This is a genomic window from Williamsia maris, from assembly GCF_024171815.1.
GTDB lineage: Bacteria > Actinomycetota > Actinomycetes > Mycobacteriales > Mycobacteriaceae > Williamsia_A > Williamsia_A maris.
Map to the genome: position 1 here is coordinate 1 of NZ_JAMTCJ010000001.1, position 24918 is coordinate 24918.

The window sequence follows — 24918 nt, forward strand, 5'->3', positions numbered from 1 at the left end:
CCCACACACCAACGCATGCAGAATGCAGCACCAAACAAAATTGGCATTAACAATCCATCAACACACTATCGAGTTCTCAAAGAACACACACCCGCGGCGCTTCAACTCCTCGTCGGAGCCTGCTACCGAAAGCTTGTTCAGGATGTCATCCCGTCTCCGGGGCAACTTTTCCAGCCTAGCAGAGTCGTGAGGGCCGGTCAACCAGTGTCTGGTCGAGGTCTTCGGTGATTCTGTTCGGCCCCGCAGCGATCACAACCGCTTTCGCAGTTGCTGTGTCGCATTGGGTGGTCTGCGCTGAGCCCGGTTTCCCAGTCCCGGATTCTTGCTTCCCGGGAGGCGCCGTGGCGCGCTGACTTGAAAGAAGTTACGCGGCCTGCGAGCAGCCCGTCAAATCGCCTGGTCACAGACCCGGGAAAAACGTTCCCCGCAGGTCAGCACGTCCGTACCAATTCGATTCGACGGTCTTGAAAGCAACCATCTCGCAACTGATTTCGGTGACGCCCACCACATTGCGACGGGCGGATGGCGACGTCATCAGGCGCTGACGCGCTCGATCTCGGCTCCGAGACTCCGCAGTTTGCCGATGAACTCGGGGTATCCGCGATCGATGTGGAACACGTCGTGCACCTCGGTCACCCCATCTGCGACCAGACCGGCCAGCACGAGGCCGGCGCCGGCCCGGATGTCGGAACACCACACCGGCGCACTCGAGAGCTGTTCGATCCCGCGGATCACCGCGTGATGACCGTCGGTCCGGGCGTCGGAACCCAGCCGGACCATCTCCTCCACGAACCGGAACCGTGCCTCGAAGACGTTCTCGGTGATCACCGACATCCCCTCGGCAACCGCGGCCAGTCCGATCGCCATCGGTTGCAGGTCGGTCGGGAACCCCGGGAACGGGAGCGTCGAGAAGTTCACGGCACGCGGCCGGTCCGTCTGGTGGACACGGAATCCGTCGGCGAATCTCTCCACCTCCGCGCCGGCATCGACCAGCTTGTTCAGCACCAACTGCAGGTGAGCCGGGTCGACTCCGGTCACCCGGATGTCTCCCCTGGTCATGGCGGCAGCGATTCCCCAGGTCGCGGCGACGATGCGGTCGCCCACCACCACGTGCGTGGTCGGTGACAGCCGCTGCACCCCGGTGACGGTCAGCGTCGATGTCCCCTCCCCCGAGATCTGGGCACCCATCTGCTTCAGCATCACGCAGAGATCGATGATCTCCGGTTCTCTCGCAGAGTTGTCGATGGTGGTGGTTCCATCGGCCAGGACGGCCGCCATCAGGATGTTCTCGGTCGCCCCCACCGACGGGAACTCCAGTGCGATCGCTGCGCCGGTCAGCGAATCTGCCTCTGCGACAACGCATCCGTGCTCGATGGTGCTGTGCGCACCGAGTGCGCGGAGTCCGGCCTGGTGCATGTCCAGCGGCCGCGACCCGATGGCGTCACCACCGGGCAGGGCCACCACGGCACGCCGACAGCGGGCGATGAGCGGGCCCAGCACACACACCGAGGCTCGGAACTGCTTCACCGCGTCGAAATCGGCGTGGAACTTGGGTTCGGCGGGGGTGTCGATGGTGACGGTCTCGCCGTCGAGGGTCACCACGGCGCCCAATCCGCGCAGGACGTCGGCCATCAACGGGACGTCGGCGATCTCGGGGCAGTTGGTGAGCGTCGTGCGCCCCTCCGCCAGCAACGCCGCCGCCATCAGCTTCAGGACGCTGTTCTTGGCGCCGACCACCGAGACCTCGCCGTACAGGCGTGCGCCGCCGGTCACCAGAAAGCGATCATTCACGACCCGAGCCTATCCACCCACGCCATCGACACTGCTCGCGGGCGGAACTCACCGCACTCCCCGACGCCGACGCAGCCGGTAGGTTTGCGCTCATGGCTGTCCACCTCACCCGCATCTACACCCGCACCGGCGACGACGGGACGACGGGACTCAGCGATTTCTCGCGGGTTCCGAAGACCGATGCGCGGGTGGTCGCCTACGCCGACTGCGACGAGACGAACGCGGCGATCGGTGCGGCGATCGCCCTCGGAGCGCCGGATGACCACGTGCGCGCGGTGTTGACCACGATCCAGAACGATCTCTTCGACGCGGGTGCTGATCTCGCCACGCCCGTGGTCGACGACCCCGAGTATCCGCCGCTGCGCATAGCGCAGAGCTACGTCGACGCCCTCGAGACCTGGTGCGATGAGTTCGGGGATCCACTCGAGCCACTCACGTCGTTCATCCTGCCCGGGGGGACCGTGCTCAGCGCACTGCTGCACCAGGCGCGAACGGTGACGCGGCGAGCCGAGCGGTCGGCGTGGGCCGCGGTCACCGCGCACCCAGACAACACCTCGGCGTTGCCTGCGAAGTATCTGAACCGGCTGTCCGACCTGCTGTTCATCATGTCCCGTGCGGTGAACACCGACGGCGATGTCCTCTGGACTCCCGGGGGTCAGCGGCAACGGCCGCCCGTCAAAGACGAGTGAGGGTCAGGCGGAACGTCGGCGGACCGACCGCACCGGCGGGCGTGACTCAACCCAGGACTGGAACGCCGTGACCGCGCCGGAGGCCATCGCGAGCTCGAAACCCGAACCGTCGGCGTCGATCTCGAGAATCGTCATCGCATCGATCACCTCGACCTCGGTTCCGCGGGGCTGCCTGCGCCCCCGTGTCTCGATCGCCTGGCGCGGGATGACCTCGCTCGGTCCGGTTCGCAGGCTGCTCAAGCGGTAGTAGATCAACGAGTGGTCGTCGTAGCGGACGATGCCGTGACGCCACCCCCGGTCGTCGCCGGCGGGGAGGCTGCGCAGCAGCACCGCGGTGCCCCGGCTCCGTAACCGCATCACGCGGAATCCCACCAGCGCGAGCACCGACACCGCCACGACGACCAACAGGACGACACACACGACGAGAACCATCAGCGACATCGTGTGCTCCTGCCTGATCTCGTACCGTGCGACCGGCTCGACATACACCGATCCCCGCATGCCTCGAGAGGCTGCGGGGATCGACGTGTACGTGTCGCTGTCCTCACCACAATGCCACGACCTGACTGGTCATGGCACCGGGCGAGGTGCACATCACTTCTCCTGCGTGAGCTGCTCCACAGCTCGGATCCGCGAGAGTGCGCGATCGTGTTCTTCGGAACCCTCCTCGGCGGACTCGAGCTCGGCGCGCGCGGCGTCGGCGTCGATGTCCCGGGCCCATTCGGCGGACTCGGCGAGCACCGTGACGGCGTCACCGGTCACCGAGAGGAAACCGCCCTGAACCGCCGCGACGCGACGGGTCCCGTCGGTCTGCTCGATGACCACGAACCCGCCGGCGATGAGCTCGCCCAGCAACGGTTCGTGGTGGTTGAGGATGCCCAGTTCGCCCTCGGTGGTCTGTGCGATCACGAAGGTGGCCTCGCCGGAGTAGAGACGCTCCTCCACCGAGACGACCTCGACCGGAAAGCCTGTGTCAGCCATGAGGTCGCGTCACTTCCCCGAGATCTTCTCGGCCGCGGCCTCCACGTCGTCGAGTCCGCCACAGCTGTTGAACGCCTGCTCGGGCAGGTGGTCGAACTCGCCCTTGCAGACGCGGTCGAAGGCCTCGATCGTGTCCGCGAGCGGGACGACCGATCCCTTCTGGCCGGTGAACTTCTCGGCGACGATGAAGTTCTGCCCCAGGAACTTCTGGATGCGACGTGCACGCTGGACGGTGACCTTGTCCTCTTCGGACAGCTCGTCCATACCGAGGATGGCGATGATGTCCTGCAGCTCCTTGTACTTCTGCAGGATCCGCTTGACCTCGTTGGCGACGCGGAAGTGCTCGTCACCGACGATCGATGCCTCGAGGATGCGCGAGGTCGATGTCAGCGGGTCGACGGCCGGGTAGATACCGAGCTGCGAGATGGGACGTGACAGCTCGGTGGTGGCGTCGAGGTGGGCGAAGGTGGTCGCCGGCGCCGGGTCGGTGTAGTCGTCGGCGGGGACGTAGATCGCCTGCAGCGAGGTGATCGAGTTACCGCGCGTCGAGGTGATCCGCTCCTGGAGCTCGCCCATCTCGTCGGCCAGGGTCGGCTGGTAACCGACGGCGGACGGCATACGGCCGAGCAGCGTCGAGACCTCGGAACCGGCCTGGGTGAAACGGAAGATGTTGTCGATGAACAACAACACGTCCTGGTGCTTCTCATCGCGGAAGTACTCGGCCATCGTCAGGGCCGAGAGGGCGACGCGCATACGCGTGCCCGGCGGCTCGTCCATCTGACCGAACACCAGGGCGGTGTCCTGCAGAACGCCCATCTCCTCCATCTCGAGGTGGAGGTCGGTGCCCTCACGGGTGCGCTCACCGACGCCGGCGAACACCGACGTACCGGAGAACTCGCGGGCGATACGGGTGATCATCTCCTGGATCAGCACGGTCTTGCCGACGCCGGCACCACCGAACAGACCGATCTTGCCGCCCTTGACGTACGGGGTCAGCAGGTCGATGACCTTGATGCCGGTCTCGAGGATCTCGGTCTTGCCCTCGAGCTGGTCGAAGGGCGGCGGCTTGCGGTGGATGCTCCACTGCTCGCCGTCGCGGCCGGTGCCCGGGGAGTCCAGGCAGTCGCCGAGGGCGTTGAACACGTGACCCTTGACGACGTCGCCGACGGGGACGGAGATGGACTTGCCGGTGTCGACGACCTCGGTGCCGCGGGTCAGACCGTCGGTCGGCTGCATGGAGATGGTGCGCACCAGGTTGTCACCCAGGTGCTGGGCGACCTCGAGGGTCAGCGTCTTGGCGACCGACTCGAGAGCGATCTCCGCATGCAGCGCGTTGAACAGCTCCGGTACGGCTCCACGGGGGAACTCGACGTCGACGACGGGTCCGATGACGCGGACCACGCGCCCGGCCGTGTCCTTGGCCGAGGAGCCCTGGGGGGCTTCAGTTGTTGCAGTGCTCATTGTTGGTCACTTCCTGGCTTGGAGGGCCGATACAGCTCGATGTGTCATGGGTGCGGCTGCCGCCGCGGTTCTACTTCGCGAGAGCGGAGGCGCCGCCGACGATCTCACTGATCTCCTGGGTGATCTGCGCCTGACGCAGCTGGTTGGCCTGACGCGACAGGTCGGTGATCAGCTCGTCGGCGTTGTCGGTCGCCGCCTTCATGGCGGTCCGTCGGGCCGCCGACTCCGACGCGGCCGCTTCGAGCAGCGCGGCGTACACCCGGGTGGCGATGTACTTGGGCAGCAGGGCCGACAGCAGAGTCTCGGCTCCGGGCTCGAACGAGTAGTTGCGAGCCCCGGTCGACGAGTCGTCACCGTTCGACGACGAATCGCCCGACTCCTCGTCGTCCTCGGACACCACCAGGGGTGCGATCCGACGGACCTCAGGCACCTGGCTCAGCATCGAGACGAACCGGGTGTAGACGAGGTGCAGCTCGTCGAGACCTTCGAGAGCGTGGTGCTCCTCGGTCTCGTCGACCTGGGTGCCCGACCCCGCGACGAACAGGTCGACGAGGCGATCGGTCGCCGTCTTGGCGTCGGAGTAGCGCGGCTGCTGGGAGAACCCGGTCCACGATCCCTCGACGTCGAGGTCGCGGAAGGTGAAGTACCGCAGCCCCTTCTTGCCCATCACGAAGATGACGGGGTCCTTGCCCTCGTCGCGCAGCAGCGCCAACAGCTCACGGGTGGCCCGCAGGACGTTGGAGTTGTAACCGCCGCACTGGCCGCTGTCGCTGGTGACGACGAGCACGCCGGCGCGCTTGGGCTCCGGACGCTCGACCAACAACGGGTGATCCAGAGTGGCCGACTTGCTGGCCAACTCCGAGAGCACCGAGGTCATCTCCTCGGCGTACGGCTTCGACGCCGTCACGCGGGCCTGAGCCTTGGTGATACGCGAGGTCGCGATCAGCTCCTGCGCCTTGGTGATCTTGCGCGTCGACTGAACCGACCTGATGCGTGAGCGCAGTTCACGAATACTCGCCATCGGCTGCCTCACACCTCCTTCGGGTTGGCCACACGGTCACGGATTCTCATGGGTCCTACGACTTCTTCTTGAGCTTGATCTCCTCGTTGGTGACCTCTTCGGGGTCCAACGAGTCCGACTCCTCCTCGTTCACGACGCGCGAACCGTCGCTGGCGAGGAAGCCCTGCTTGAACTTGTTCGTCTCGTCGACCAAGGCCTCGGCCTGGTCGTCGGAGAGCGCCTTGCCGCCGGCGATCGAGTCGTAGACACCGGTCGCACTGTGGTGCAGGTGGCTGAGCAGCTCGTTCTCGAAACGCTTGACGTCCTCGACCGGGACCGAGTCGAAGTGGCCCTCACCGCAGAGGTAGATCGCGACGATCTGGTCCTCGACGGCGGCCGGGCTGTACTGATCCTGCTTGAGCAGCTCGACCCAGCGGGCACCACGCTCGAGCTGGGCCTTCGAGGCGTCGTCCAGGTCGGAGGCGAAGGCCGAGAAGGCCTCCAGCTCACGGAACTGGGCGAGCTCGAGACGCAGCGAACCACTGACCTTCTTCAGGCCCTTGGTCTGCGCGGCGCCACCGACACGCGAGACCGAGGTACCGACGTTGATCGCCGGTCGGACGCCCTTGTTGAACAGGTCGGACTCGAGGAAGACCTGTCCGTCGGTGATCGAGATGACGTTGGTCGGGATGAACGCCGAGACGTCGTTGGCCTTGGTCTCGATGATCGGCAGTCCGGTCATCGAGCCACCGCCGAGCTCGTCGGACAGCTTGGCACAACGCTCCAGCAGACGAGAGTGCAAGTAGAAGACGTCACCGGGGTATGCCTCGCGGCCCGGCGGGCGACGCAGCAGCAGCGAGATGGCGCGGTAGGCCTCGGCCTGCTTGGTCAGGTCGTCGAACACGATGAGGACGTGCTTGCCCTCGTACATCCAGTGCTGGCCGATGGCCGAGCCGGTGTAGGGCGCGAGCCACTTGAAACCGGCCGAGTCGGACGCGGGCGCGGCGACGATGGTGGTGAACTCGAGAGCTCCCGCGTCGTCGAGCGCCTTCTTGACGCCGGCGATGGTCGAGCCCTTCTGGCCGATCGCGACGTAGATGCAGCGGACCTGCTTGTCGGGGTCACCGGTCTCCCAGTTCGCCTTCTGGTTCAGGATCGCGTCGATGCAGACCGCGGTCTTGCCGGTCTTGCGGTCGCCGATGATCAGCTGGCGCTGTCCGCGACCGATCGCGGTCATCGCGTCGATGGCCGTGATGCCGGTCGCGAGCGACTCCTCGACGGGCTGGCGCTCGAGAACGCTGGCCGCCTGGAGCTCGAGCACGCGGGTCTCGGACGACTCGATCTCGCCCTGACCGTCGATCGGCTGCCCGAGAGGGTTGATCACGCGGCCGAGGAACTTGTCACCGACCGGGACCGAGAGCACGCCGCCGGTACGGCTGACCTGCTGGCCCTCTTCGATGGATTCGTAGTCACCGAGGATGACCACACCGATCTCGTCCTCGTCGAGGTTCAGCGCGACACCGAGGACGCCGCCGGGGAATTCCAGCAGCTCGTTGGCCATCGCGCCGGGGAGACCGCTGACATGGGCGATTCCGTCGGCGGTGTCGGTGACGACACCGACCTCCTCGCGGGATGCCTCGGCCGTGAACGTCGAGACGTACTGCTCGATCGCGCCTTTGATCTCGTCGGATGAGATCGTCAACTCCGCCATGAGTATTCGTCTTCCTTGCGTTGGGGTGGGTATGTGGTGGTGGTGGGAGCCGCGGTGCGGCAGTTACCTGGGCAGCTCTTCGGCAGCCTTGGCCAGTCGGGTCGCGACGTCTCCGTCGATGACCTCGTCGCCGATGGCGACCCGGAGGCCGCCGAGCAGGCTGCGGTCGATCTCCACCTGCGTGGAGATCTCACGGTTGTAGATGCGCCCGAGCACTGCGGTGAGCCGCTCCTCCTGGGCGTCGGTCAGCGGCGATGCGGACACCACATGGGCAACCGATTCGCCTCGACGAGCCGCGGCGAGCTCGGCCAGATCGGACACCGCGGATGCGGCGGCCTGGCCGCGGAGCAGCCGGACCGTCTGGTCGAGAACTGCCTTGGTGACGTCGTCGACCTTGCCCGCCACCACGGTGTCGAGGAGTTCGAGCCGCTTGCCGGCGGGTGCGTTGACGTCGGAGAGCAGGGCGCTGAGCTTCGGCTCGGCCACCAACAGGCGACCGAAACGGAACAGCTCGTCCTCCACGTTGTCGATCGTGCGCGCCTTCTCGGCGACGATCAGCAGCGCGAACCGTGCCAGACGCTCGATGGCGAAGGTGAAGTCGCTGGTCGCCGACCACCGGCCCACCACCGCGCTGCGCAGCAGTGCGAGGGTGTCCTCCCCGAGCTTCGAGCCGAAGAGGTTGTCGACGATGCCGGTCTTGGCGTCGGCGTCGTCCGAGGCCTCGGCCAGGTGCTTGCGCAGCACCGGCTCCGACCCGAGCAGCGCGACCACGTCGGCGAGTTCGCCTGCGAGGTCCCGGAGGCCGGAATCGTCCAACGACTCGACGCGACGGTCGAATTCGTCCGACAGCTTCTTGACGGAGTCCCGCGAGGCCGCGCGCATCGAGTGCACCCCGACCAGGTCGGCCGGCGCCGAGATCCGTGTGGACCCCGAGGCCTCACCGGAGGACGCCATCTCCCCCAACTCGTCGATCACGCGGTCGACCGACTTCTCGCGGGCGTCCGGGTCGTCGAGGTGTTCGCGGACCAGGTTGCCCGCGAGCTCGACCGAGGTGAGTCCGAGATCGCTGCGCAGCTGACGGACCAGGCTCGCGCGGTTGAGTGCGACCTGCGCCTTGCCGTGCTCGGTGATGCGCTTGACCTCGTGATCGGCCTGCACCGACATCTCCTCGGAGATGGCCTGTGCGTCGGCGCGGGCGTCCTCGCGGATCTGACTCCCCGCGGCCCGTGCCTCCTCGACGGCGTTCTTGTGGGCCTCTTTGGCCTCGGCGAGTCGCTTCTTCGCGTTCTCGCTCTCCTCGATCTGCGTCGCGATCGTGGTCTGCTGCGACTTCATCGCCTTGCGGACCGGAGGTGCGACGTAGCGGACGAGAACGAACACGATGACGATGAAGCCGACGAGTTGCCCCAAGAAGATTCCCATGGAGTCAGCTTCCCTTCGCGCTGGGCTGCGGGGCGTCGGCCGAGAGCCGGTCCACCGAAGCTGCGAGTGTCGAATCGGATGTCACATCGAAGCCGAGAACCCGGCTGGCGAGATCCGCCGACAGGGTCCCGACCTCGGAGCGGGCCTGCGTCGCCGCCTGCTCGCCCTGGGAGTTGAGTTGCGTCGTGGCCTCGGAGAGAACGGAATCCGCCTCTGCCGTTGCCCGCTGCTTCATCTCGTCGAGGCTCTCGCGACCCTTCGCGCGAGCCTCGTCACGGATACCGGTGGCCTCGCCGCGAGCCGACTTCATCGCCTCGCGGTATTCCGTTTCGGCGTGCTCGAATTCCTCGGTGGCGGCACGGTTGTCCTGCGACGTCTGTGTCACCTGATCCTCGCGCTCCTCGAGCACCGCCTTGATGGGCGGCACGACGAACTTGCCGATCACGGCGAGAACGATGAGGAAGATGATCAGGACGACGAAGAACGTGCCGTTCGGGATGAGGAAGTTCTGTGCGGCGAGCGCCATGGTGCGTTACCTGTTCCGTGTCTACCCGGTCCCCGACGTGTCAGGAAGCCGAGATCGGGGTGGCGAACACGAAGAGAGCCATGAACGCCAGGTTGATGAAGTACGCGGCCTCGACGAGACCGACGGTGATGAAGAACGGGGTGAACAGTCGGCTCTGCGCCTCGGGCTGACGGGCGATTCCCGCGATCAGCTGAGCACCGGCCAGGCCGTCGCCGATGCCGGCTCCGATCGCGCCGCCGCCCAGGATCAGGCCGCCGCCGATCAGTGCACCCATTCCAATCGTTGGATCCATGTGACTTTTCCCTTTCGGTGTACTGGCATCGGAATACCAGTTGTGGTGCCGGCCGATGATGTCATCAACCAGGTCGTGGTGGCCGATCGGAATCGGCCGGGTCGGGTCCGACGGGTGCCGGACCGTGGTTCTAGTGCGCGTCCTCGGATTCCATCGACTGACTGAAGTACAGGATGGTCAACAGGGCGAAGATGAAGGCCTGGATGAGTCCGACGAAGAGGTCGAACAGCTTCCAGACGGAGTTGGGGGCCCACATGATGTACGGCGGGAACAGCGTGATCAGCGAGACCATGATGCCGCCGGCGAAGATGTTGCCGAAGAGTCGCAGCGAGAGCGAGACCGGCTTGGCGATCTCCTCGATGATGTTGATCGGCGCGAGTCCGATGACGTGCCCCTTCACCAGCTTGATCGGGTAGCCGATGGGACCGCGCTTGCGGAAACCGGCACCGTGGTACCAGACGAACACCGTCAGTGCGAGTGCGTAGACGAAGTTGATGTCGGAGGCGGGCGGCTTGAGCCACTCCCCCGCCACACCTTCGGAGTTCCCGTACTGCACCGGCAGCACGGCCAGCCAGTTGGAGATCAGGATGAAGGTGAACAGCCCGACCGCGAGCGGCAGGACGAACGGCGCGACGCGCATGCCGATCGAACTCTCGATCTGTCCGCGCATCTGATTGGTCACCGCCTCGAAGAACAGCTGGACCCCGTTGGGGACACCGCGAGAGGTGATCTTGGCCCGCAGGAAGAACGCGAGACCGATCAGGATGATCGCGGCGACGGACGTGCCGAGGATGGTGTCGAGGTTGAACGACATTCCGAGGAAGTCGACCACGGTGTGGTGCCCGACCTCGATCTTGGAATCGGATTCTTCGGCTTCAGCAGCCAGGTTGAAGACTACGGTCATGACTGCTTGCGGAGTCCTTTCATCACGGGGATCACCGTGGACAACACCACGATCACCTGACACAGAGCGAGCCCGAACATCACGCCGAGACCGTCGGGGCGGAAAAAGAATGCGATGACCAACGCCGCGACGGTGATCAGACCGAGGCGGACGGCGGTGTTGAGGACAACCGGCTTCTTGCGCGGGGTGTCACTCGCCGTCGCCGCGCCGACCGAGGCCTGGACCATCTTGGCGTTGAGAAGAGAGAGCACGAGACCTGCGGCGAACCAGACGCCGAAGAAGATGTGGCCGAGGAACCCACTGATCACCAGGACGACCACGGCCAGAACGGACGCGATGATCGCGGGACGGGCGAGACTGAGCGGGATCTCCGGGTAATAGACCGGTGCCGAGTCTGGGGCTGATGTCGTCATCTGCCTCTCCTCAGGTCGGAGCGCTCGGTACTCGTCGTCGAGCACCAGTGGTCGTGCTTGGTGTGGGCGGCGTCCATCGAGCGTGCGAGCCGCTCGGGTAAAGCGGACGTAAGCTCCCGGTTCGTTGTGACACTACCAACACCCTTTCGGGCGTCTGACGTGGGGTGCATGTTGGTGCGGTGAATATTCCCCGTCGGCGAGTTTCCTACTACGGGTAATAGTACTACACCAGATAGTTTGTCCGTTTCACCGGATACCCGCGGGTCAGGCGTCACTCGCGCGTGCACCGACGAGCCGTCGGCGGAGTCGCGGGACCACCGTGGCGATCATCGCGATGACCAGTCCCCCGGCCAGCGCAGGCGCGACGACGGTCACCGAGAAGACGGTACTGGCCGCCACGCTGAACGCCAGGACCGCCACCCAGAGATAGATGACCAGGACGACGCGACGCTGGGAGTGTCCGAGTTCGAGCAGGCGGTGGTGCAGATGCATCTTGTCCGGGGTGTAGAAACCGACACCGGCACGGGTGCGGCGGATCACCGCGAGCAGCATGTCGAGCATCGGGATGAACATGACCGCGGCGACCAGGATCAGCGGCGACAGCAGCGTGAAGATGTCGGCCGGCCCGTAGGCGTAGATGGCGACACGACCCGAGGCACTGGTCGAGGCGGTGGCCAGCATCAGCCCGATGAGCATCGAGCCGGAGTCACCCATGAAGATCCGAGCGGGCTGGAAGTTGTGCGGGAGGAACCCGAGACACGCTCCGGCGAGACTCACCGCGATCATCGCCGGCGGGTAGTAGCTGACGTCACCGCCCTGGTCGCGCAACAGGCCGATGGAGAACAGCAGGATGGCCAGGGCGGCGATCACGGCCAGACCGGCGGCCAGTCCGTCGAGTCCGTCGACGAAGTTGATGGCGTTGATCGTCGCCACGGTGATGGCGATGGTGAGCAGACCGGACTGCAGAGGATCGAGGACGACCGTGCCGATGTCGCCGAACGGGACCGGTACGACCGTCCAGCTGACACCCATGAGGACCAGCACCCCGGCCGCGGTGAGCTGTCCGACGAACTTGGTCAGCGCGTCCAGACCCCAGCGGTCGTCGATGACGCCGACCGCCACGATGACGAATCCCGCCACCACCACCGCATCCATGTCGTGGGTGTAGGCGAACCCGCGGGTCAGGGCGGGCAACTGCTGGGCCAGCACGATGGCGGCCAGTACGCCGGTGAAGATCCCGACACCACCGAGACGGGGGGTGGGGATGGCGTGCACGTCGCGCACGCGGGGCACTGCGACCGCACCGGTGCGGGTGGCGACCACGCGCACCATGCCAGTGGCCAGATACGTGATCACCGCAGCCGCGATGCCGACCAGCATCAGCTCACGCAGCGGTACTCCCGCCCCGCTACTGGCTGCCTCGGCGAGAATCACGGCTCAACGCTACTAGTGCGGGTGGCGCGCCCCACTCAGGCTCGCAGCGAGGCTGCGTCCATGCCGAGGACCTCGGCGATCTGCTCCACGGTGACCGCTCCCTCGCGCAGGATGGTCGGCGCTGCACCGGTCAGGTCGACGATGGTGGACGGCGTCGCATGGGCCGCGGGGCCGCCGTCGAGGTAGACCGAGACGTCGTCGCCGAGTTGGTCGCGGGCATCGCTCGAGGTGGTCGCGGGCGGCTGTCCGGAACGGTTCGCGCTGGACACCGCCATCGGGCCGACCTCGCGCAACACCTCGATGGCGACCGGGTGCAGCGGCATCCGCAGCATCACCGACCCCTGCGTGTCGCCCAGATCCCAGGCGAGCGACGGGGCCTGTTCCACCACGAGGCTCAATCCCCCGGGCCAGAAGGCGCGGACCAGCTCACGAGCCCGGGTCGACACCGACAGCACCAGACCGTCGATGGTGTCCCACGATCCGACCAGCACCGGCACCGGCATGTCCCGTCCGCGTCCCTTGGTCGCGAGCAGGCTGGTCACGGCCTCGGAATCGAATGCGTCACAACCCAACCCGTACAGCGTGTCGGTGGGCATGACCACGAGACGTCCCGCCTTGACGGCGCCGACCGCGGCGCGGACCCCCGCGCTCCGCGAATCCGGTTGGTTGCAATCGAACACAGTGCTCACGCGATCATCCTTGCACGTCATCGTCGGGCGCCTCGGCGGTGCGTCGGGCGGTCACGTACCGGGGACGCCCGGCGAGGTCGGTCCGCGCCTCGATCTCGTCGAAGGCCCCGTGTCGACGCAGCTCGGCCACCACCAGGTCGGCGGTGGTGTCGTCGTGTTCGATCGCGCACCGCCCCCCGGGCACGAGGGCGTGGGCGATGAGACCGATCATCGGTGTGATGACGGACATCCCGTCGACGCCACCGAACACGGCGACCGCGGGGTCGTACTCGATCACCTCGGGCGAGAGGTCTGCACCGGAGGGCACGTAGGGCGGGTTGGCCACCACCACGTCGGCCGTGTCGGGGTCGAGGACATCAGGGGCGCGGACGTCGCCGTGGACCACCGAAAGACGCCGACGGATCCCGTCGTCGGTGCGGGTGACGTTGGCGCGCAGCCAGATCAGGGCGTCGGGATCGTTCTCGACGGCGACCACGGTCGCGTCGGGGACCATGGTGGCGACGGCGATCGCCAGCGCGCCGCTGCCACTGCAGAGGTCGACCACGCGGGGATTGTCGACGGACGCGCAGACCGCGCCCGCCCACTCCAGGATTGCCTCGGTCTCGGGCCGCGGGACGAAGACACCGCGGCCGACGACGAGGTCGACGGGCCCGAACGACGCCGAGCCGACGATGTGCTGCAGGGGTTCACGAGCGGCTCGTCGGTCCAGACACGTGTCGAGAAGGGCGGTCTGGGTGTCGGTCAGGTCGGCCGCGGCGATCAACCGACCCCGGTCGACACCGAGCACGTGGGCGACGAGCAGTTCCGCGTCGACACGGGGCGAGTCGACGCCGGCCGCGGCCAGACGGTCGGCGGCCGCGGCGATGACCGCGCGGTTCACCGCGACCCGGTGGTCACTGGGCCTCGAGGCGCGCCTGTTTGTCGGCGGCGACCAGGGCGTCGAGAAGTGCGTCGAGATCCCCGTCGAGAACGGCGTCGAGGTTGTTCGACTTGTAGCCGATCCGGTGATCGGTGACCCGGTTCTCCGGGTAGTTGTACGAACGGATCCGCTCGGACCGGTCGACCGTGCGGACCTGGGCGGTACGTCCCTCGGAGGCCTCGGCCTGCGCCTTCTCCTCCGCGGCGGCCTGCAGACGCGCGGCGAGCACCTGCATCGCCCGTGCCTTGTTCTGCAGCTGTGACCGCTCGTTCTGGCAGGTCACGACGATGTTGGTCGGCAGGTGGGTGATCCGGACGGCCGAGTCGGTGGTGTTGACGCCCTGACCGCCCTTGCCGGAGCTCCGGTAGACGTCGATACGCAGGTCGGACTCGTCGATCTCGATCTGCTCGACCTCGTCGGGCTCGGGATAGGCCAGGACGCCCGCGGCCGAGGTGTGGATCCGACCCTGCGATTCGGTGACCGGGACCCGCTGGACGCGGTGCACGCCCGCCTCGAACTTCAGACGTGCCCACACTCCGTCGGGCGAATCCCCCGGCGACTTGATCGACAGCGTCGCATCCTTGTAACCCCCGAGATCGGACTCGGTCACACCCAGGATCTGGGCCTTCCACCCGTGCCGTTCGCAGTACTTGAGGTACATACGGGCCAGATCGGACGCGAACAGAGCCGATTCCTCGCCACCGGCCCCGGACTTGATCTCGAGCACGACATCGTCGCCGTCGTGCGGGTCTCGCGGGGCCAGCAGATCGGTGAGGGCGGCGTCGAGGGTGGACACGGTCCGCTCGAGTTCGGGGATCTCGGCGGCGAAGGACGCGTCGTCGTCGGCCAGTTCGCGCGCGGCCTCGAGATCGTCCCGCGCGGCGGCCAGCCTGGTGTAGGTGCTCATGACCGGTGCCAGCTCGGCGAACCGCTTGCCGACACGACGGGCGGCGGCGGGGTCGTCGTGCAGCGACGGGTCCGACAGCTGGGTCTCCAGGCCCGAGTACTCGGACAACACGTCATCGATGGCGGTGCCCACGGACTTCTCGGTCACGGGTCGACTCCGTTCTGCCGGACTTCTCGGGGGTGGACAAAGCGAAGACGCCCGCCCCGCGCTGGTGCACGGGACGGGCGTCGACGGACGGGCTAGTTGGAGGCGTCGGCCTCGGTGGCGGCTGCGCCCTTGGCGGGCCGCTTGCCGTAGCGCTTCTCGAAGCGCGCGACACGTCCACCGGTGTCGAGGATCTTCTGCTTGCCCGTGTAGAACGGGTGGCACTGGGAGCAGACCTCGACCGAGATCTGGCCGCTCTCCTTGGTGCTCCGGGTGGTGAAGGTGTTCCCACAGCCGCACACCACGGTGGTGTCGACGTAGGTGGGATGAATACCCTGCTGCATCTGGTGTCCCTTTCATGGTCGCCGGGTCACCGACGCCGACGTGGCGAGTGCCACGCGGTGGACGGTGTGAACCGGAACCGGACTTGATGGAGCGCGCCACCTGCTGGCGCGCAACGGGCCGAGTATGCCAGATCGGGACCCGGGAAAACCAATCTGCAATTCCCTCGGCCGATCTGCTCGACTGATGGACTCAACCGGGACAGACCTGCATCTATTCCGGCGGCGAGTCCGGGTCAGTCGTTGTTCGTACCCGGCGTGTTCTGTTGGACCTGCATCAGGAACTCGATGTTGGTCTTGGTCTTCTTGAGCTGCGAGATCAGCAGGTCGATCGCCTGCTGCGAGTCGAGCCCGGAGAGCACGCGGCGCAGCTTGTGCACGATGGCGAACTCGTCCGGCGACATCATCAGCTCGTCCTTGCGGGTGCTGGAGAGGTTGACGTCGACGGCCGGGAACACCCGACGCTCGGAGATCTTGCGATCGAGCTTGAGCTCGGCGTTGCCGGTGCCCTTGAACTCCTCGAAGATGACCGTGTCGCCGGTCGATCCCGTCTCCACCAGCGCCGAGGCGATGATCGTCAGCGAGCCGCCGTTCTCGATGTTGCGCGCCGCACCGAGAAACCGCTTGGGCGGGTACAGAGCCGTGGAGTCGACACCACCGGAGAGGATGCGTCCGGACGCCGGCGACGCGTTGTTGTACGCGCGGCCGAGCCGGGTGATCGAGTCGAGGAGCACGACGACGTCCTTGCCGTTCTCCACCAGGCGCTTGGCGCGCTCGATGGCCAGCTCGGACACCGAGGTGTGGTCCGACGGCGGCCGGTCGAAGGTGGAGGCGATGACCTCGCCCTTGACCGAGCGGGTCATGTCGGTGACCTCTTCGGGACGCTCGTCGACGAGCACGACCATCAGGTAGCACTCGGGGTTGTTGATCGAGATCGCGTTCGCGATGTCCTGCAGGATGGTCGTCTTACCGGCCTTGGGCGGCGAGACGATCAGTGCGCGCTGGCCCTTGCCGATCGGCATGATCAGGTCGATGACGCGGGTGTCGAGCTGCTCCGGACGGGTCTCGAGGCGGAGTCGCTCGTTGGGGTAGAGCGGCGTCAGCTTGTTGAACTCCGGGCGGCGGCGCGCGGCCTCCACCTCGGCTCCGTTGACAGAGTCCAGTCGGACCAGCGGGTTGAACTTCTGACGCTGGCTGCTCTGCTCACCGTCGCGCGGCAGTCGGACCGCACCGGTGAGTGCGTCACCCCGGCGGAGTCCGTTCTTGCGGACCAGGTTCATCGACACGTAGACATCGTTCGGTCCGGCCAGGTAGCCCGAGGTCCGGACGAACGCGTAGTTGTCGAGGACGTCGAGGATGCCGGCGACCGGCTGCAACACGTCGTCCTCGTTGACGCTGACATCGTTGTTGCCGCCGCCACCGTCCTGCCCGTCGCGGTCGCGTCCACGGCGACGCTCGCGGAATCGACGCCCCCGCCGTCCGCGGCCGTTGCCCTCGCCGTCGGGATCGTCGTCGCGAGGACCGTTGTTCCGCGGACCGTTGTCGCGGTTCTGCTGATCCCGATTGCTGTTGTCGCGGTTGCCGTTGCCGCCGCCGTCGCGATTGTTGTTGTCGCGATTGCTGTTGTCGCGGTTGCTGTTGTTCTCGCGATTGCCGTTGCGGTTGCCCTGGTTGCCGTCGCGGTTGCCGTTGTTCCGGCCGCCCTCACGGTTGTTGTCGCGACCTCCGCCGTCGGTGTTGTCGCCGCGGTTGCCGGACTCGGAGCGATCGGATCCGCCCTGGCCGCGGCCCTGGTCGGACTTCTGTCCGCCGGCGCCGTTCGCGTTGTCCTTGGTGCTGGTGTCGCGGTTGCCGTTGTCGCGGTTGGCGCCGTCGCGGTTGGCGCCGTCGCGGTTGTTCTCGCGACCGCCGTTGTCCCGGTTGCGGCGGCGGGTGCGATCGCCGCCCGCTTCGGTCGACTCGGTGGTCGCGTCGGTGGCGGGGGCGTCGCCTGCGGGCCGGTCGGTGCTCGGGGTGTCGACCCGCGATGTGGTCGCGGCGGCATCGGCCCCGGTCGCGGCGCTCTGGTCGGCCCAGGTCGCGGCACCGTTCCGCGCTGTGGTGGGCGCGGCGTCGGCCTTCGGGGCGGTGTTGCTCGTGCGCTCGACGGTCGCGTCGGCGGACGGGGCGTCGGCCACCGCGGTGGCGCGCTCCTTGGTGGGGCGGGTCGACGGTGCGCCGGCCTGACGGTCGGCGATGGCGGCGATCAGGTCGCCCTTGCGCATCCCGGACGTGCCCTTGATGTTCAGTTCGCCGGCCAGTTGACGGAGCTCGGTGAGCACCATCGAGCTGAGGCCACCGCCACGTGCGGAGCCCGACTTGGCCGGTCGTGAGCTGGGAGTGTCTCCCGCTGACTCGGGCGCCGCGTCATCGGCAGGCGCTGAGATCAGGTCCGTATCGGTCACGGATTTCCTTTCGTTCCCCCGCAGTTGCGCACCGCGATGGGTCTTGATCATCCCCGTCGAGGCGACAGAGGATGTCGAACCCGCCGGACCGGCGGGCTTCAAGTGGTGTGATCTGCCGTCATCGTGATCCGGCGACGCACGCTCGACCTCGATCGTTGACCGGAAAGCTGTGAGTTCCCTGGCAGGGCCCGGATGACGGGTGGGCACCAGGAAAATGTGCACCAAACGGTGATCGAAGAAAGCACGGCCTGGACGACACGTCCACGGCAAGACAACCACATGCTAACCATGATCCGTCGGATCCGGCAACACCCTGCGCCGGCGTGTCGTCGACGGGGGAGATCTCAGCGGACGCTGACGGGTCCCGCGATCGTGAGGTCGTGGACCCGGAAGCCCAGATCTGCGGCCATCGCCAGCGACTGCTCGGGCAGCGGTTGATCGTGCAGCGCCATCACCGACGGCCCCGCACCGGACACGAACGCCGCGACGCCCCGTCCGCGCAGTTCGGCCACGACCCGCGTCGTCTCGGGCAACACCGGGGCACGGTAGGTCTGGTGGAGTCGGTCCGAGGTGGCCGCGGGTAGGCAACTCGGATCGGTGGTCAACGCGACCACGGCCAGCGCGCTGCGGCTCAGGTTGTGCACGGCGTCGGCTCTCGGCACGGCGTCGGGCAGCAATCCCCTGGTCAGCGCGGTGGAGGACTCGGTTCCGGGCACGAAGCCGGTGACCCGGATCGCGGGGTGGACCTCCAGTCGGCGGGCCTGGTACCGCGGCCGACCGTCGATCACGTCGGTCCAGGACACGATCGCCGAGCCGAGCACACTCGCGGCGGCGTTGTCGGGATGGCCCTCGAACTCACTCGCGAGTTGGATCAGCTCGTCGGCCGAGAAACCCGCGCGGACACCGCTCTTCGCCATCAACCCGGACGCCGCGGCGAGGCCCGAGACGACCGCCGCGGCCGACGATCCCAGTCCGCGGGAATGCGGGATCGCGTTGGTGCACAGGATGTCGAGACCGGGTGCGGTGACGCCGCCCGCCTCCAGCCCACGCAGTAGGGCACGGACCACCAGGTGGGTGTCGTCGAGCGGGACCGCCCCCTCCCCCTCGCCGGTGACCAACACTCGCACACCCGACTCCGCGGTGGAGACGGTGAGATCGTCGTACACGTCGAGGGCGAGACCCAGGCAGTCGAAGCCGGCACCGAGGTTCGCCGACGACGCGGGAACCCTGGTCTCGACCGTGATCCCCTGCGGCAGAACCGAATACATCGCCGACTCAGCCGAGGTCGAGAGCGCGGGCGACCGCACTCGGGTCGACCTCGATCGCCTGCACCGTCGGCATTCCTGCCAGCGCGGTGTCAGGGTCCTTCAGACCGTTGCCGGTCACCGTGCAGACCACGGTCTCCCCGGCGCTGATCCAGCCGTCGGCGCGCGCGGCGAGCAGACCGGCGACGCTCGCAGCCGATGCGGGCTCGACGAAGACACCCTCACGCTGGGCGATCAACCGGTACGCCTCGAGCAACTTCTCGTCGGTCGCGGCACGGAACTGGCCGCCCGAGGAGTCCTTGGCCGCCTGCGCCTGATCCCAACTGGCCGGCGAACCGATGCGGATCGCGGTGGCGATGGTCTCGGGGTTCTTGATGGGCTGACCGGTCACCAGCGGGGCGGCACCGGCGGCCTGGACACCGAGCATCCGCGGACGCGAGTCGGTGATGCCGTCGGAGTGGTACTCGTCGTAGCCCTTCCAGTACGCGGTGATGTTTCCCGCGTTGCCGACCGGGAGTGCGTGCACGTCGGGAGCGCGACCGAGGACGTCGACGATCTCGAAGGCCGCCGTCTTCTGGCCCTCGATGCGCGCGGGGTTGACGGAGTTGACCAGTTCGATCTCGGAGAACTCCGCGGTCGCCTTGCGGGCGAGTTCGAGGCAGTCGTCGAAGTTGCCCTGCACCTGGATGATCTTGGCGCCGTGCATGACCGCCTGGGCGAGCTTGCCCAACGCGATCTTGCCCTCCGGGATCAGCACCGCGCACGTGATGCCCGCTCGGGCGGCGTACGCCGCAGCCGATGCGGAGGTGTTGCCGGTCGACGCACACAGCACCGCGGTCTTGCCCTGGTTGACGGCGTTGCTGACCGCCATCGTCATGCCGCGGTCCTTGAACGACCCGGTCGGGTTCAGGCCCTCGACCTTCAGGTACACCTCGCAACCGGTGAGCTCCGAGAGGTGCCGGGCGGCGATCAACGGGGTGCCACCCTCGAGGAGGGTGATCACCTTCCAGTCCGGTTCGACCGGCAAACGATCCCGGTAGGCCTCGATCAGGCCGGGCCAGGCCGAGTGCACCGGGGTGGTCTTGCTAGTCATCGGTTCCCTCCAGTCGGAGGACGCTCGACACGCTCAGTACGGAGTCGAGATCCTTCAGTGCGTCAACGGTTTCCGAGAGCGCCGAGTCCGGCGCGCGGTGGGTGACCACGATCAGGCGCGCGTTCTCGTCGGCCCCCTCCTGACGCACGGTGGCGATGCTGACGCTGCGCTTGGAGAACTCGCCGGCCACGGTCGAGAGGACGCCCGGTCGGTCGGCGACCTTCATCGACACGTAGTAGCGGGTGTTCACGTCGCCCATCGGCGCGATCGGCAGTGAGGCGTAGGTGGACTCGAGCGGTCCGCGTCCGCCGTGCACCTTGTTGCGGGCGGCCATGACGAGGTCGCCCATCACCGCCGACGCGGTCGGGGCGCCGCCGGCACCCTGGCCGTAGAACATCAACCGGCCCGCGTTCTCGGCCTCGACGACCACGGCGTTGAACGCCCCGTTCACCGACGCCAACGGGTGCGTGTGGGGAACCAGTGCGGGGTAGACCCGTGCGGAGATCCGCTGCCGCCCACTGGAGTCGTTGATCCGCTCGCAGATCGACAGCAGTTTGATGGTGCAGTCCAGCGTGGCCGCGGAGACGAGGTCGTCGGAGGTGATCGACGAGATGCCCTCGCGGTAGACGTCACTCGCGGTGACCCGGGTGTGGAACGCGATCGAGGCGAGGATGGCCGCCTTGGCCGCGGCGTCGTACCCCTCCACGTCGGCGGTCGGGTCGGCCTCGGCGTAGCCGAGACGGCCGGCCTCGGCGAGCACGACGTCGTAGTCGTCGCCGTCGGCGGCCATGGCCGAGAGGATGAAGTTGGTGGTGCCGTTGACGATTCCGGCGACGCGCTGGACCGTGTCACCGGCCAGCGACTGCATCAGTGGACGCACCACCGGGATGGCGCCGGCCACCGAGGCCTCGAAGTAGAGGTCCACCTTCGCCGACGCGGCCAGGGTCGCCAGCTCGCCGGTGTAGTCGGCGAGCAGCGCCTTGTTCGCCGTCACGACGGACTTGCCGTGTTCGAGCGCGGTCGCGATCAGGGTGCGGGGCACGTCGATCCCGCCGATGAGTTCGACGACGATGTCCACGTCGTCGCGGACCACCAGACTCGCCGGGTCGTCGGTCAGCAACGACGTCGCGCAGGCACGCGCCTTGTCGAGGTTGCGGACCGCGACGCCGCGGATCTCGATGGGCGCGCCCACGCGGGCACGTAGATCGTCAGAGTTCTGGAGCAGGATCCGGACCACTTCGGCCCCGACATTGCCCATCCCCAGTACCGCCACACCGATGGGTCGGCCGGTTCGGTCGCTCATCTCGTCACCTCCAGGCTCACAAGGTCTTCCACGGTTTCACGACGCAGCACCAGCCGCGGCGCGCCGTCACGGACGGCGACCACCGCCGGCCGCATCGACATGTTGTAGCGACTCGACATCGCGTAGCAGTAGGCACCCGTCGCAGCCACGGCGAGCAGGTCGCCGGGGGCCACGTCGGCGGGGAGCCAGCAGTCCTTCACGACGATGTCGCCGCTCTCGCAGTGCTTTCCGACGACCCGGCTGAGCACCGGGTCGGAGTCCGAGGTGCGCGAGACCAGGCGGACGTCGTACTCCGCCTGGTAGAGCGAGGTACGGATGTTGTCGCTCATCCCGCCGTCGACGGAGACGTAGCGGCGATGGGTGCCGCCGCCGAGCGCGACGTCCTTGACGGTCCCGACGCGGTAGACGGTCACGGTCCCGGGGCCGGCGATGGCGCGGCCGGGTTCGACCGCGAGGATCGGCGTGGGCAGGCCCAGTTGCTCGGACTGGCGCGCGACGATGTCGGCGAGGGTGCTCGCGACCACCTCGATCGGCGGCGGGTCGTCGCTGGGGATGTACGAGATGCCCAGTCCACCGCCGAGATCGAGCACCGATAGCTGCGAGGTCTTGTCCACCCCGAACTCGGCGACGATGTCGCGGAGCAGCCCGAGTACGCGGTGCGCGGCGAGTTCGAACCCGTCGAGGTCGAAGATCTGGGATCCGATGTGGCTGTGCAGTCCGACCAGTCGCAGGTTGTCGGTGTCGAACACCCGCCGAACCGCGTCCATGGCGACGCCCCCGGACAGGGAGAAACCGAACTTCTGGTCCTCGTGCGCGGTCGAGATGAACTCGTGGGTGTGCGCCTCGACGCCCACGGTGACACGGATCAACACGTCCTGGACGATCCCGGCGTCACCCGCGGCGGCGTCGAGTCGGTCGATCTCGATGGCCGAGTCGACGACGATGTGCCCGACCCCCGACGTCACCGCGAGGGCCAGCTCGTCGGGTGATTTGTTGTTGCCGTGCAACGCGATCCGGTGCGTAGGGAACCCGGCGCGCATCGCGACGGTGAGCTCACCCGCCGAACACACGTCGAGCGAGAGCCCCTCCTGGTCGACCCAGCGTGCGATCTCGCCGCACAGGAACGCCTTGGACGCGTAGTGCACCCGACCGGTGGACCCGAACGCGGCGAGCATGTCGGCGCAGCGCGACCGGAAGTCGTCCTCGTCGATGACGAACAACGGTGTGCCGTACTCCTGCGCGAGCTCGGTCACGGGCGCTCCGGCGAGCGTGACGACCCCGTCGGCGGCGCGGGTGGCGTTGCGCGGCCAGACCGCTGCGGGCAGGGCGTTGAGCTCGGCTGCGCCCGTGGGACTCTCGGATCGACGGGTGGCGTTGACGCCCTCGGCGTGGCGGGGCCCGGCTGGGTGGGTCATCACATCCGCTCCGGGGCGCTCACGCCCACGAGGTCGAGTCCGTTGGCGAGGACCTGTCGGGTCGCCGAGCACAGCGCCAGTCGGGCCGCGTGGACCGGTCCGGCGGTCTCGTCACCCTGGGGCAGGATCCGGCACCGGTCGTAGAACCGGTGGTAGGTCCCGGCGAGGGTCTCCAGGTAGCGGCAGACCCGGTGCGGTTCGCGCAGCTGCGCGGCGGTGGCGATGACCGCGGGGAAATCGGCCAGGGTCCGGATGAGTTCGCCCTCGGCCGGGTCGACGAGCTCGGCGAGGTGTACGGAGTCGGCGACCACACCGAGGTCGGCGGCGTTGCGGGCGATCGCCGACAGCCGTGCGTGCGCGTATTGCACGTAGTAGACCGGGTTCTCGTTTGACTGGGTGGTCAGCAGGTCGAGGTCGATGTCGAGGTTGACGTCGACCGACGACCGGATCAGCGAGTAGCGGGCGCCGTCGACCCCGACCGCGTCGACGAGATCCTCGAGGGTGATCACGGTGCCCGCACGCTTGCTCATGCGCACCGGGACACCGTCGCGGACCAGGTTGACCATCTGTCCGATGAGGACCTCGACGGTGTCGGGGTCGTCGCCGAGTGCGGCCGCACCGGTCTTGAGACGCTTGACGTAGCCGTGGTGGTCGGCGCCGAGCATGTAGATGCACAGATCGAAACCGCGTCGACGCTTGTCGCGGTAGTAGGCGATGTCGCCGGCGATGTAGGCCGCCTCGCCGTCGCTCTTGATGACGACGCGGTCCTTGTCGTCACCGAAGCTCGTCGACCGCAGCCACCAGGCGCCGTCCTTCTCGTACAGGTTGCCGTTGGCCTTCAACTCGGCGATGCACTCGTCGACCAGACCTGAGTCGAACATCGCGTTCTCATGGGTGAAGACGTCGAACACGGTGCCGAACTCGCTCAGGCTCGATTTGATCTGGTCGAACATGAACTCGACTCCGTCAGCGCGGAAGCGTTCGAGGCGCTCGGCCTCGGGCAGCGCGGCGATGCCGGGGTTCTTCGCGACCACCCGGTCGGCGATCTCGCCGACGTAGGCCCCTGCGTAGCCGTCCTCGGGGGTCGGCGCGCCGTCCGCCGCGGCCTGCAGCGAGCGGGCGAAACGGTCGATCTGGGTGCCGTGGTCGTTGAAGTAGTACTCACGGGTCACCGCGGCGCCCTGCGCCGACAGAACGCGACCCAGCGCGTCTCCCACTGCCGCCCATCGGGTTCCACCGAGATGGATCGGACCGGTCGGGTTGGCCGAGACGAACTCGAGGTTGATCGAGCGATCGGCGAGGGTCACCCCGCGACCGAACTCGACGCCGGCGGCCAGCACGTCGGCGACGACGACGTTCTGGGTGGCGGCGGCGAGTCGCAGGTTCACGAACCCGGGCCCGGCGACGTCGGCCGAGGCGATGCCGTCGGTGGTGGACAGTTCCTCGATCAACCAACCGGCGAGGTCACGCGGGGACAGACCGAATCTCTTGGCCAGCTGCAGTGCGATGTTGGTGGAGTAGTCGCCGTGGTCGGGGTTGCGCGGACGCTCGACGGCAACCGCATCCGGGACCACCGACGCATCCAGCCCTCGTCGGGTCAGCACCGTCGTGGTCGCGTCACGCAGCACGGCAGACAGATCGGCGGGAGTCACGGTTGACCATCCTATTGGCCGCAGGTCGCGGCCCGACACCCGCGGTGCGCCATCACCATCGCATCCGTGCCCGTCGCGCGGCGGGCGGGTGAGGGTGAGCGTGCCCAGTAGACTGTGCGGCG

Annotated in this window: 23 protein-coding genes; 1 reads left to right on the top strand and 22 read right to left on the bottom strand. The window is 67.5% G+C overall.

What is annotated here, in order from left to right; all coding sequences use genetic code 11:
* Positions 1-534 precede the first annotated feature (534 nt).
* The gene (gene murA, locus LX13_RS00005) at positions 535-1791 is read right to left on the bottom strand and encodes a UDP-N-acetylglucosamine 1-carboxyvinyltransferase (RefSeq protein ID WP_253659283.1); all 1257 of its coding nucleotides are present in this window, start codon (positions 1789-1791) and stop codon (positions 535-537) included.
* Positions 1792-1883: 92 nt separating this feature from the next.
* Between murA and LX13_RS00010 the strand changes: the two genes are divergently transcribed.
* Entirely contained in the window at positions 1884-2480 is a 597-nt protein-coding gene (locus LX13_RS00010; RefSeq protein ID WP_253659284.1) for a cob(I)yrinic acid a,c-diamide adenosyltransferase, read from the top strand.
* Positions 2481-2483: 3 nt separating this feature from the next.
* On the opposite strand, the gene LX13_RS00015 is transcribed toward LX13_RS00010, so the two are convergent.
* The 21 genes from LX13_RS00015 to argS all read right to left on the bottom strand — a co-directional run bounded on the left by LX13_RS00015 (position 2484) and on the right by argS (position 24796).
* Complete coding sequence (locus tag LX13_RS00015) at positions 2484-2981, bottom strand: DUF2550 domain-containing protein (protein WP_425579814.1); 498 nt, start codon at positions 2979-2981, stop codon at positions 2484-2486.
* Positions 2982-3074: 93 nt separating this feature from the next.
* Positions 3075-3461, bottom strand: a complete 387-nt coding sequence (locus LX13_RS00020; RefSeq protein WP_188490615.1) for a F0F1 ATP synthase subunit epsilon — start codon at positions 3459-3461, stop codon at positions 3075-3077.
* 9 nt (positions 3462-3470) lie between these two features.
* Complete coding sequence (gene atpD, locus LX13_RS00025) at positions 3471-4922, bottom strand: F0F1 ATP synthase subunit beta (RefSeq protein WP_188490616.1); 1452 nt, start codon at positions 4920-4922, stop codon at positions 3471-3473.
* A 70-nt stretch (positions 4923-4992) separates the two neighbouring features.
* Positions 4993-5943, bottom strand: a complete 951-nt coding sequence (locus tag LX13_RS00030; RefSeq protein ID WP_253659285.1) for a F0F1 ATP synthase subunit gamma — start codon at positions 5941-5943, stop codon at positions 4993-4995.
* Positions 5944-5998: 55 nt separating this feature from the next.
* Positions 5999-7633, bottom strand: a complete 1635-nt coding sequence (gene atpA / locus LX13_RS00035; protein ID WP_253659286.1) for a F0F1 ATP synthase subunit alpha — start codon at positions 7631-7633, stop codon at positions 5999-6001.
* A 63-nt stretch (positions 7634-7696) separates the two neighbouring features.
* The gene (locus LX13_RS00040) at positions 7697-9055 is read right to left on the bottom strand and encodes a F0F1 ATP synthase subunit B/delta (protein WP_253659287.1); all 1359 of its coding nucleotides are present in this window, start codon (positions 9053-9055) and stop codon (positions 7697-7699) included.
* Positions 9056-9059: 4 nt separating this feature from the next.
* Positions 9060-9581: a F0F1 ATP synthase subunit B gene (locus tag LX13_RS00045; protein WP_253659288.1), complete on the bottom strand. Its 522-nt coding sequence runs from the start codon at positions 9579-9581 to the stop codon at positions 9060-9062.
* Positions 9582-9621: 40 nt separating this feature from the next.
* Complete coding sequence (locus LX13_RS00050) at positions 9622-9873, bottom strand: F0F1 ATP synthase subunit C (RefSeq protein WP_045822205.1); 252 nt, start codon at positions 9871-9873, stop codon at positions 9622-9624.
* 130 nt (positions 9874-10003) lie between these two features.
* Positions 10004-10777 carry a F0F1 ATP synthase subunit A gene (gene atpB / locus LX13_RS00055; RefSeq protein WP_253659289.1) on the bottom strand — a complete coding sequence of 258 codons (774 nt, stop codon included), beginning with the start codon at positions 10775-10777 and terminating at the stop codon, positions 10004-10006.
* Positions 10774-11190, bottom strand: coding sequence for an ATP synthase subunit I (locus tag LX13_RS00060; RefSeq protein WP_253659290.1), 417 nt, complete (start codon positions 11188-11190; stop codon positions 10774-10776). The genes atpB and LX13_RS00060 overlap by 4 nt, the downstream gene beginning before the upstream one ends.
* 264 nt (positions 11191-11454) lie before the next feature.
* Positions 11455-12570, bottom strand: coding sequence for a glycosyltransferase family 4 protein (locus tag LX13_RS00065; RefSeq protein ID WP_253660501.1), 1116 nt, complete (start codon positions 12568-12570; stop codon positions 11455-11457).
* 89 nt (positions 12571-12659) lie between these two features.
* Entirely contained in the window at positions 12660-13313 is a 654-nt protein-coding gene (locus tag LX13_RS00070; RefSeq protein ID WP_253659291.1) for an L-threonylcarbamoyladenylate synthase, read from the bottom strand.
* A 4-nt stretch (positions 13314-13317) separates the two neighbouring features.
* On the bottom strand, positions 13318-14193 hold the full coding sequence (gene prmC, locus LX13_RS00075; protein ID WP_253659292.1) for a peptide chain release factor N(5)-glutamine methyltransferase: 876 nt from the start codon (positions 14191-14193) through the stop codon (positions 13318-13320).
* 13 nt (positions 14194-14206) lie between these two features.
* Positions 14207-15286, bottom strand: coding sequence for a peptide chain release factor 1 (gene prfA, locus LX13_RS00080; RefSeq protein ID WP_253659293.1), 1080 nt, complete (start codon positions 15284-15286; stop codon positions 14207-14209).
* Between the two features lie 92 nt (positions 15287-15378).
* On the bottom strand, positions 15379-15627 hold the full coding sequence (gene rpmE, locus LX13_RS00085) for a 50S ribosomal protein L31 (protein ID WP_253659294.1): 249 nt from the start codon (positions 15625-15627) through the stop codon (positions 15379-15381).
* A gap of 233 nt (positions 15628-15860) precedes the next feature.
* Entirely contained in the window at positions 15861-18068 is a 2208-nt protein-coding gene (gene rho / locus LX13_RS00090; RefSeq protein WP_253659295.1) for a transcription termination factor Rho, read from the bottom strand.
* A gap of 344 nt (positions 18069-18412) precedes the next feature.
* Positions 18413-19336: a homoserine kinase gene (gene thrB, locus LX13_RS00095; RefSeq protein WP_253659296.1), complete on the bottom strand. Its 924-nt coding sequence runs from the start codon at positions 19334-19336 to the stop codon at positions 18413-18415.
* 7 nt (positions 19337-19343) lie between these two features.
* The gene (thrC, locus tag LX13_RS00100) at positions 19344-20426 is read right to left on the bottom strand and encodes a threonine synthase (protein ID WP_253659297.1); all 1083 of its coding nucleotides are present in this window, start codon (positions 20424-20426) and stop codon (positions 19344-19346) included.
* Positions 20419-21729 (bottom strand): homoserine dehydrogenase, encoded by a 1311-nt coding sequence (locus LX13_RS00105; protein WP_253659298.1) that lies wholly within the window; start codon positions 21727-21729, stop codon positions 20419-20421. The genes thrC and LX13_RS00105 overlap by 8 nt, the downstream gene beginning before the upstream one ends.
* Positions 21726-23147, bottom strand: coding sequence for a diaminopimelate decarboxylase (gene lysA / locus LX13_RS00110; RefSeq protein WP_253659299.1), 1422 nt, complete (start codon positions 23145-23147; stop codon positions 21726-21728). The genes LX13_RS00105 and lysA overlap by 4 nt, the downstream gene beginning before the upstream one ends.
* Positions 23144-24796, bottom strand: a complete 1653-nt coding sequence (argS, locus tag LX13_RS00115; protein WP_253659300.1) for an arginine--tRNA ligase — start codon at positions 24794-24796, stop codon at positions 23144-23146. Before argS ends, lysA begins: the two co-directional genes overlap by 4 nt.
* Between the last annotated feature and the right edge of the window lie 122 nt (positions 24797-24918).

Coding starts and splice junctions, on each gene's coding strand:
- rpmE (WP_253659294.1), bottom strand. CDS start 15,627: ATGCAGCAGGGTATTCATCCCACCTACGTCGACACCACCGTGGTGTGC.
- atpA (WP_253659286.1), bottom strand. CDS start 7,633: ATGGCGGAGTTGACGATCTCATCCGACGAGATCAAAGGCGCGATCGAG.
- LX13_RS00020 (WP_188490615.1), bottom strand. CDS start 3,461: ATGGCTGACACAGGCTTTCCGGTCGAGGTCGTCTCGGTGGAGGAGCGT.
- atpD (WP_188490616.1), bottom strand. CDS start 4,922: ATGAGCACTGCAACAACTGAAGCCCCCCAGGGCTCCTCGGCCAAGGAC.
- LX13_RS00010 (WP_253659284.1), top strand. CDS start 1,884: ATGGCTGTCCACCTCACCCGCATCTACACCCGCACCGGCGACGACGGG.
- LX13_RS00045 (WP_253659288.1), bottom strand. CDS start 9,581: ATGGCGCTCGCCGCACAGAACTTCCTCATCCCGAACGGCACGTTCTTC.
- thrC (WP_253659297.1), bottom strand. CDS start 20,426: ATGACTAGCAAGACCACCCCGGTGCACTCGGCCTGGCCCGGCCTGATC.
- LX13_RS00040 (WP_253659287.1), bottom strand. CDS start 9,055: ATGGGAATCTTCTTGGGGCAACTCGTCGGCTTCATCGTCATCGTGTTC.
- LX13_RS00050 (WP_045822205.1), bottom strand. CDS start 9,873: ATGGATCCAACGATTGGAATGGGTGCACTGATCGGCGGCGGCCTGATC.
- thrB (WP_253659296.1), bottom strand. CDS start 19,336: ATGTATTCGGTTCTGCCGCAGGGGATCACGGTCGAGACCAGGGTTCCC.
- LX13_RS00105 (WP_253659298.1), bottom strand. CDS start 21,729: ATGAGCGACCGAACCGGCCGACCCATCGGTGTGGCGGTACTGGGGATG.
- atpB (WP_253659289.1), bottom strand. CDS start 10,777: ATGACCGTAGTCTTCAACCTGGCTGCTGAAGCCGAAGAATCCGATTCC.
- LX13_RS00030 (WP_253659285.1), bottom strand. CDS start 5,943: ATGGCGAGTATTCGTGAACTGCGCTCACGCATCAGGTCGGTTCAGTCG.
- LX13_RS00065 (WP_253660501.1), bottom strand. CDS start 12,570: ATGCTGGTCGGCATCGCGGCTGCGGTGATCACGTATCTGGCCACTGGC.
- LX13_RS00015 (WP_425579814.1), bottom strand. CDS start 2,981: ATGCGGGGATCGGTGTATGTCGAGCCGGTCGCACGGTACGAGATCAGG.
- LX13_RS00060 (WP_253659290.1), bottom strand. CDS start 11,190: ATGACGACATCAGCCCCAGACTCGGCACCGGTCTATTACCCGGAGATC.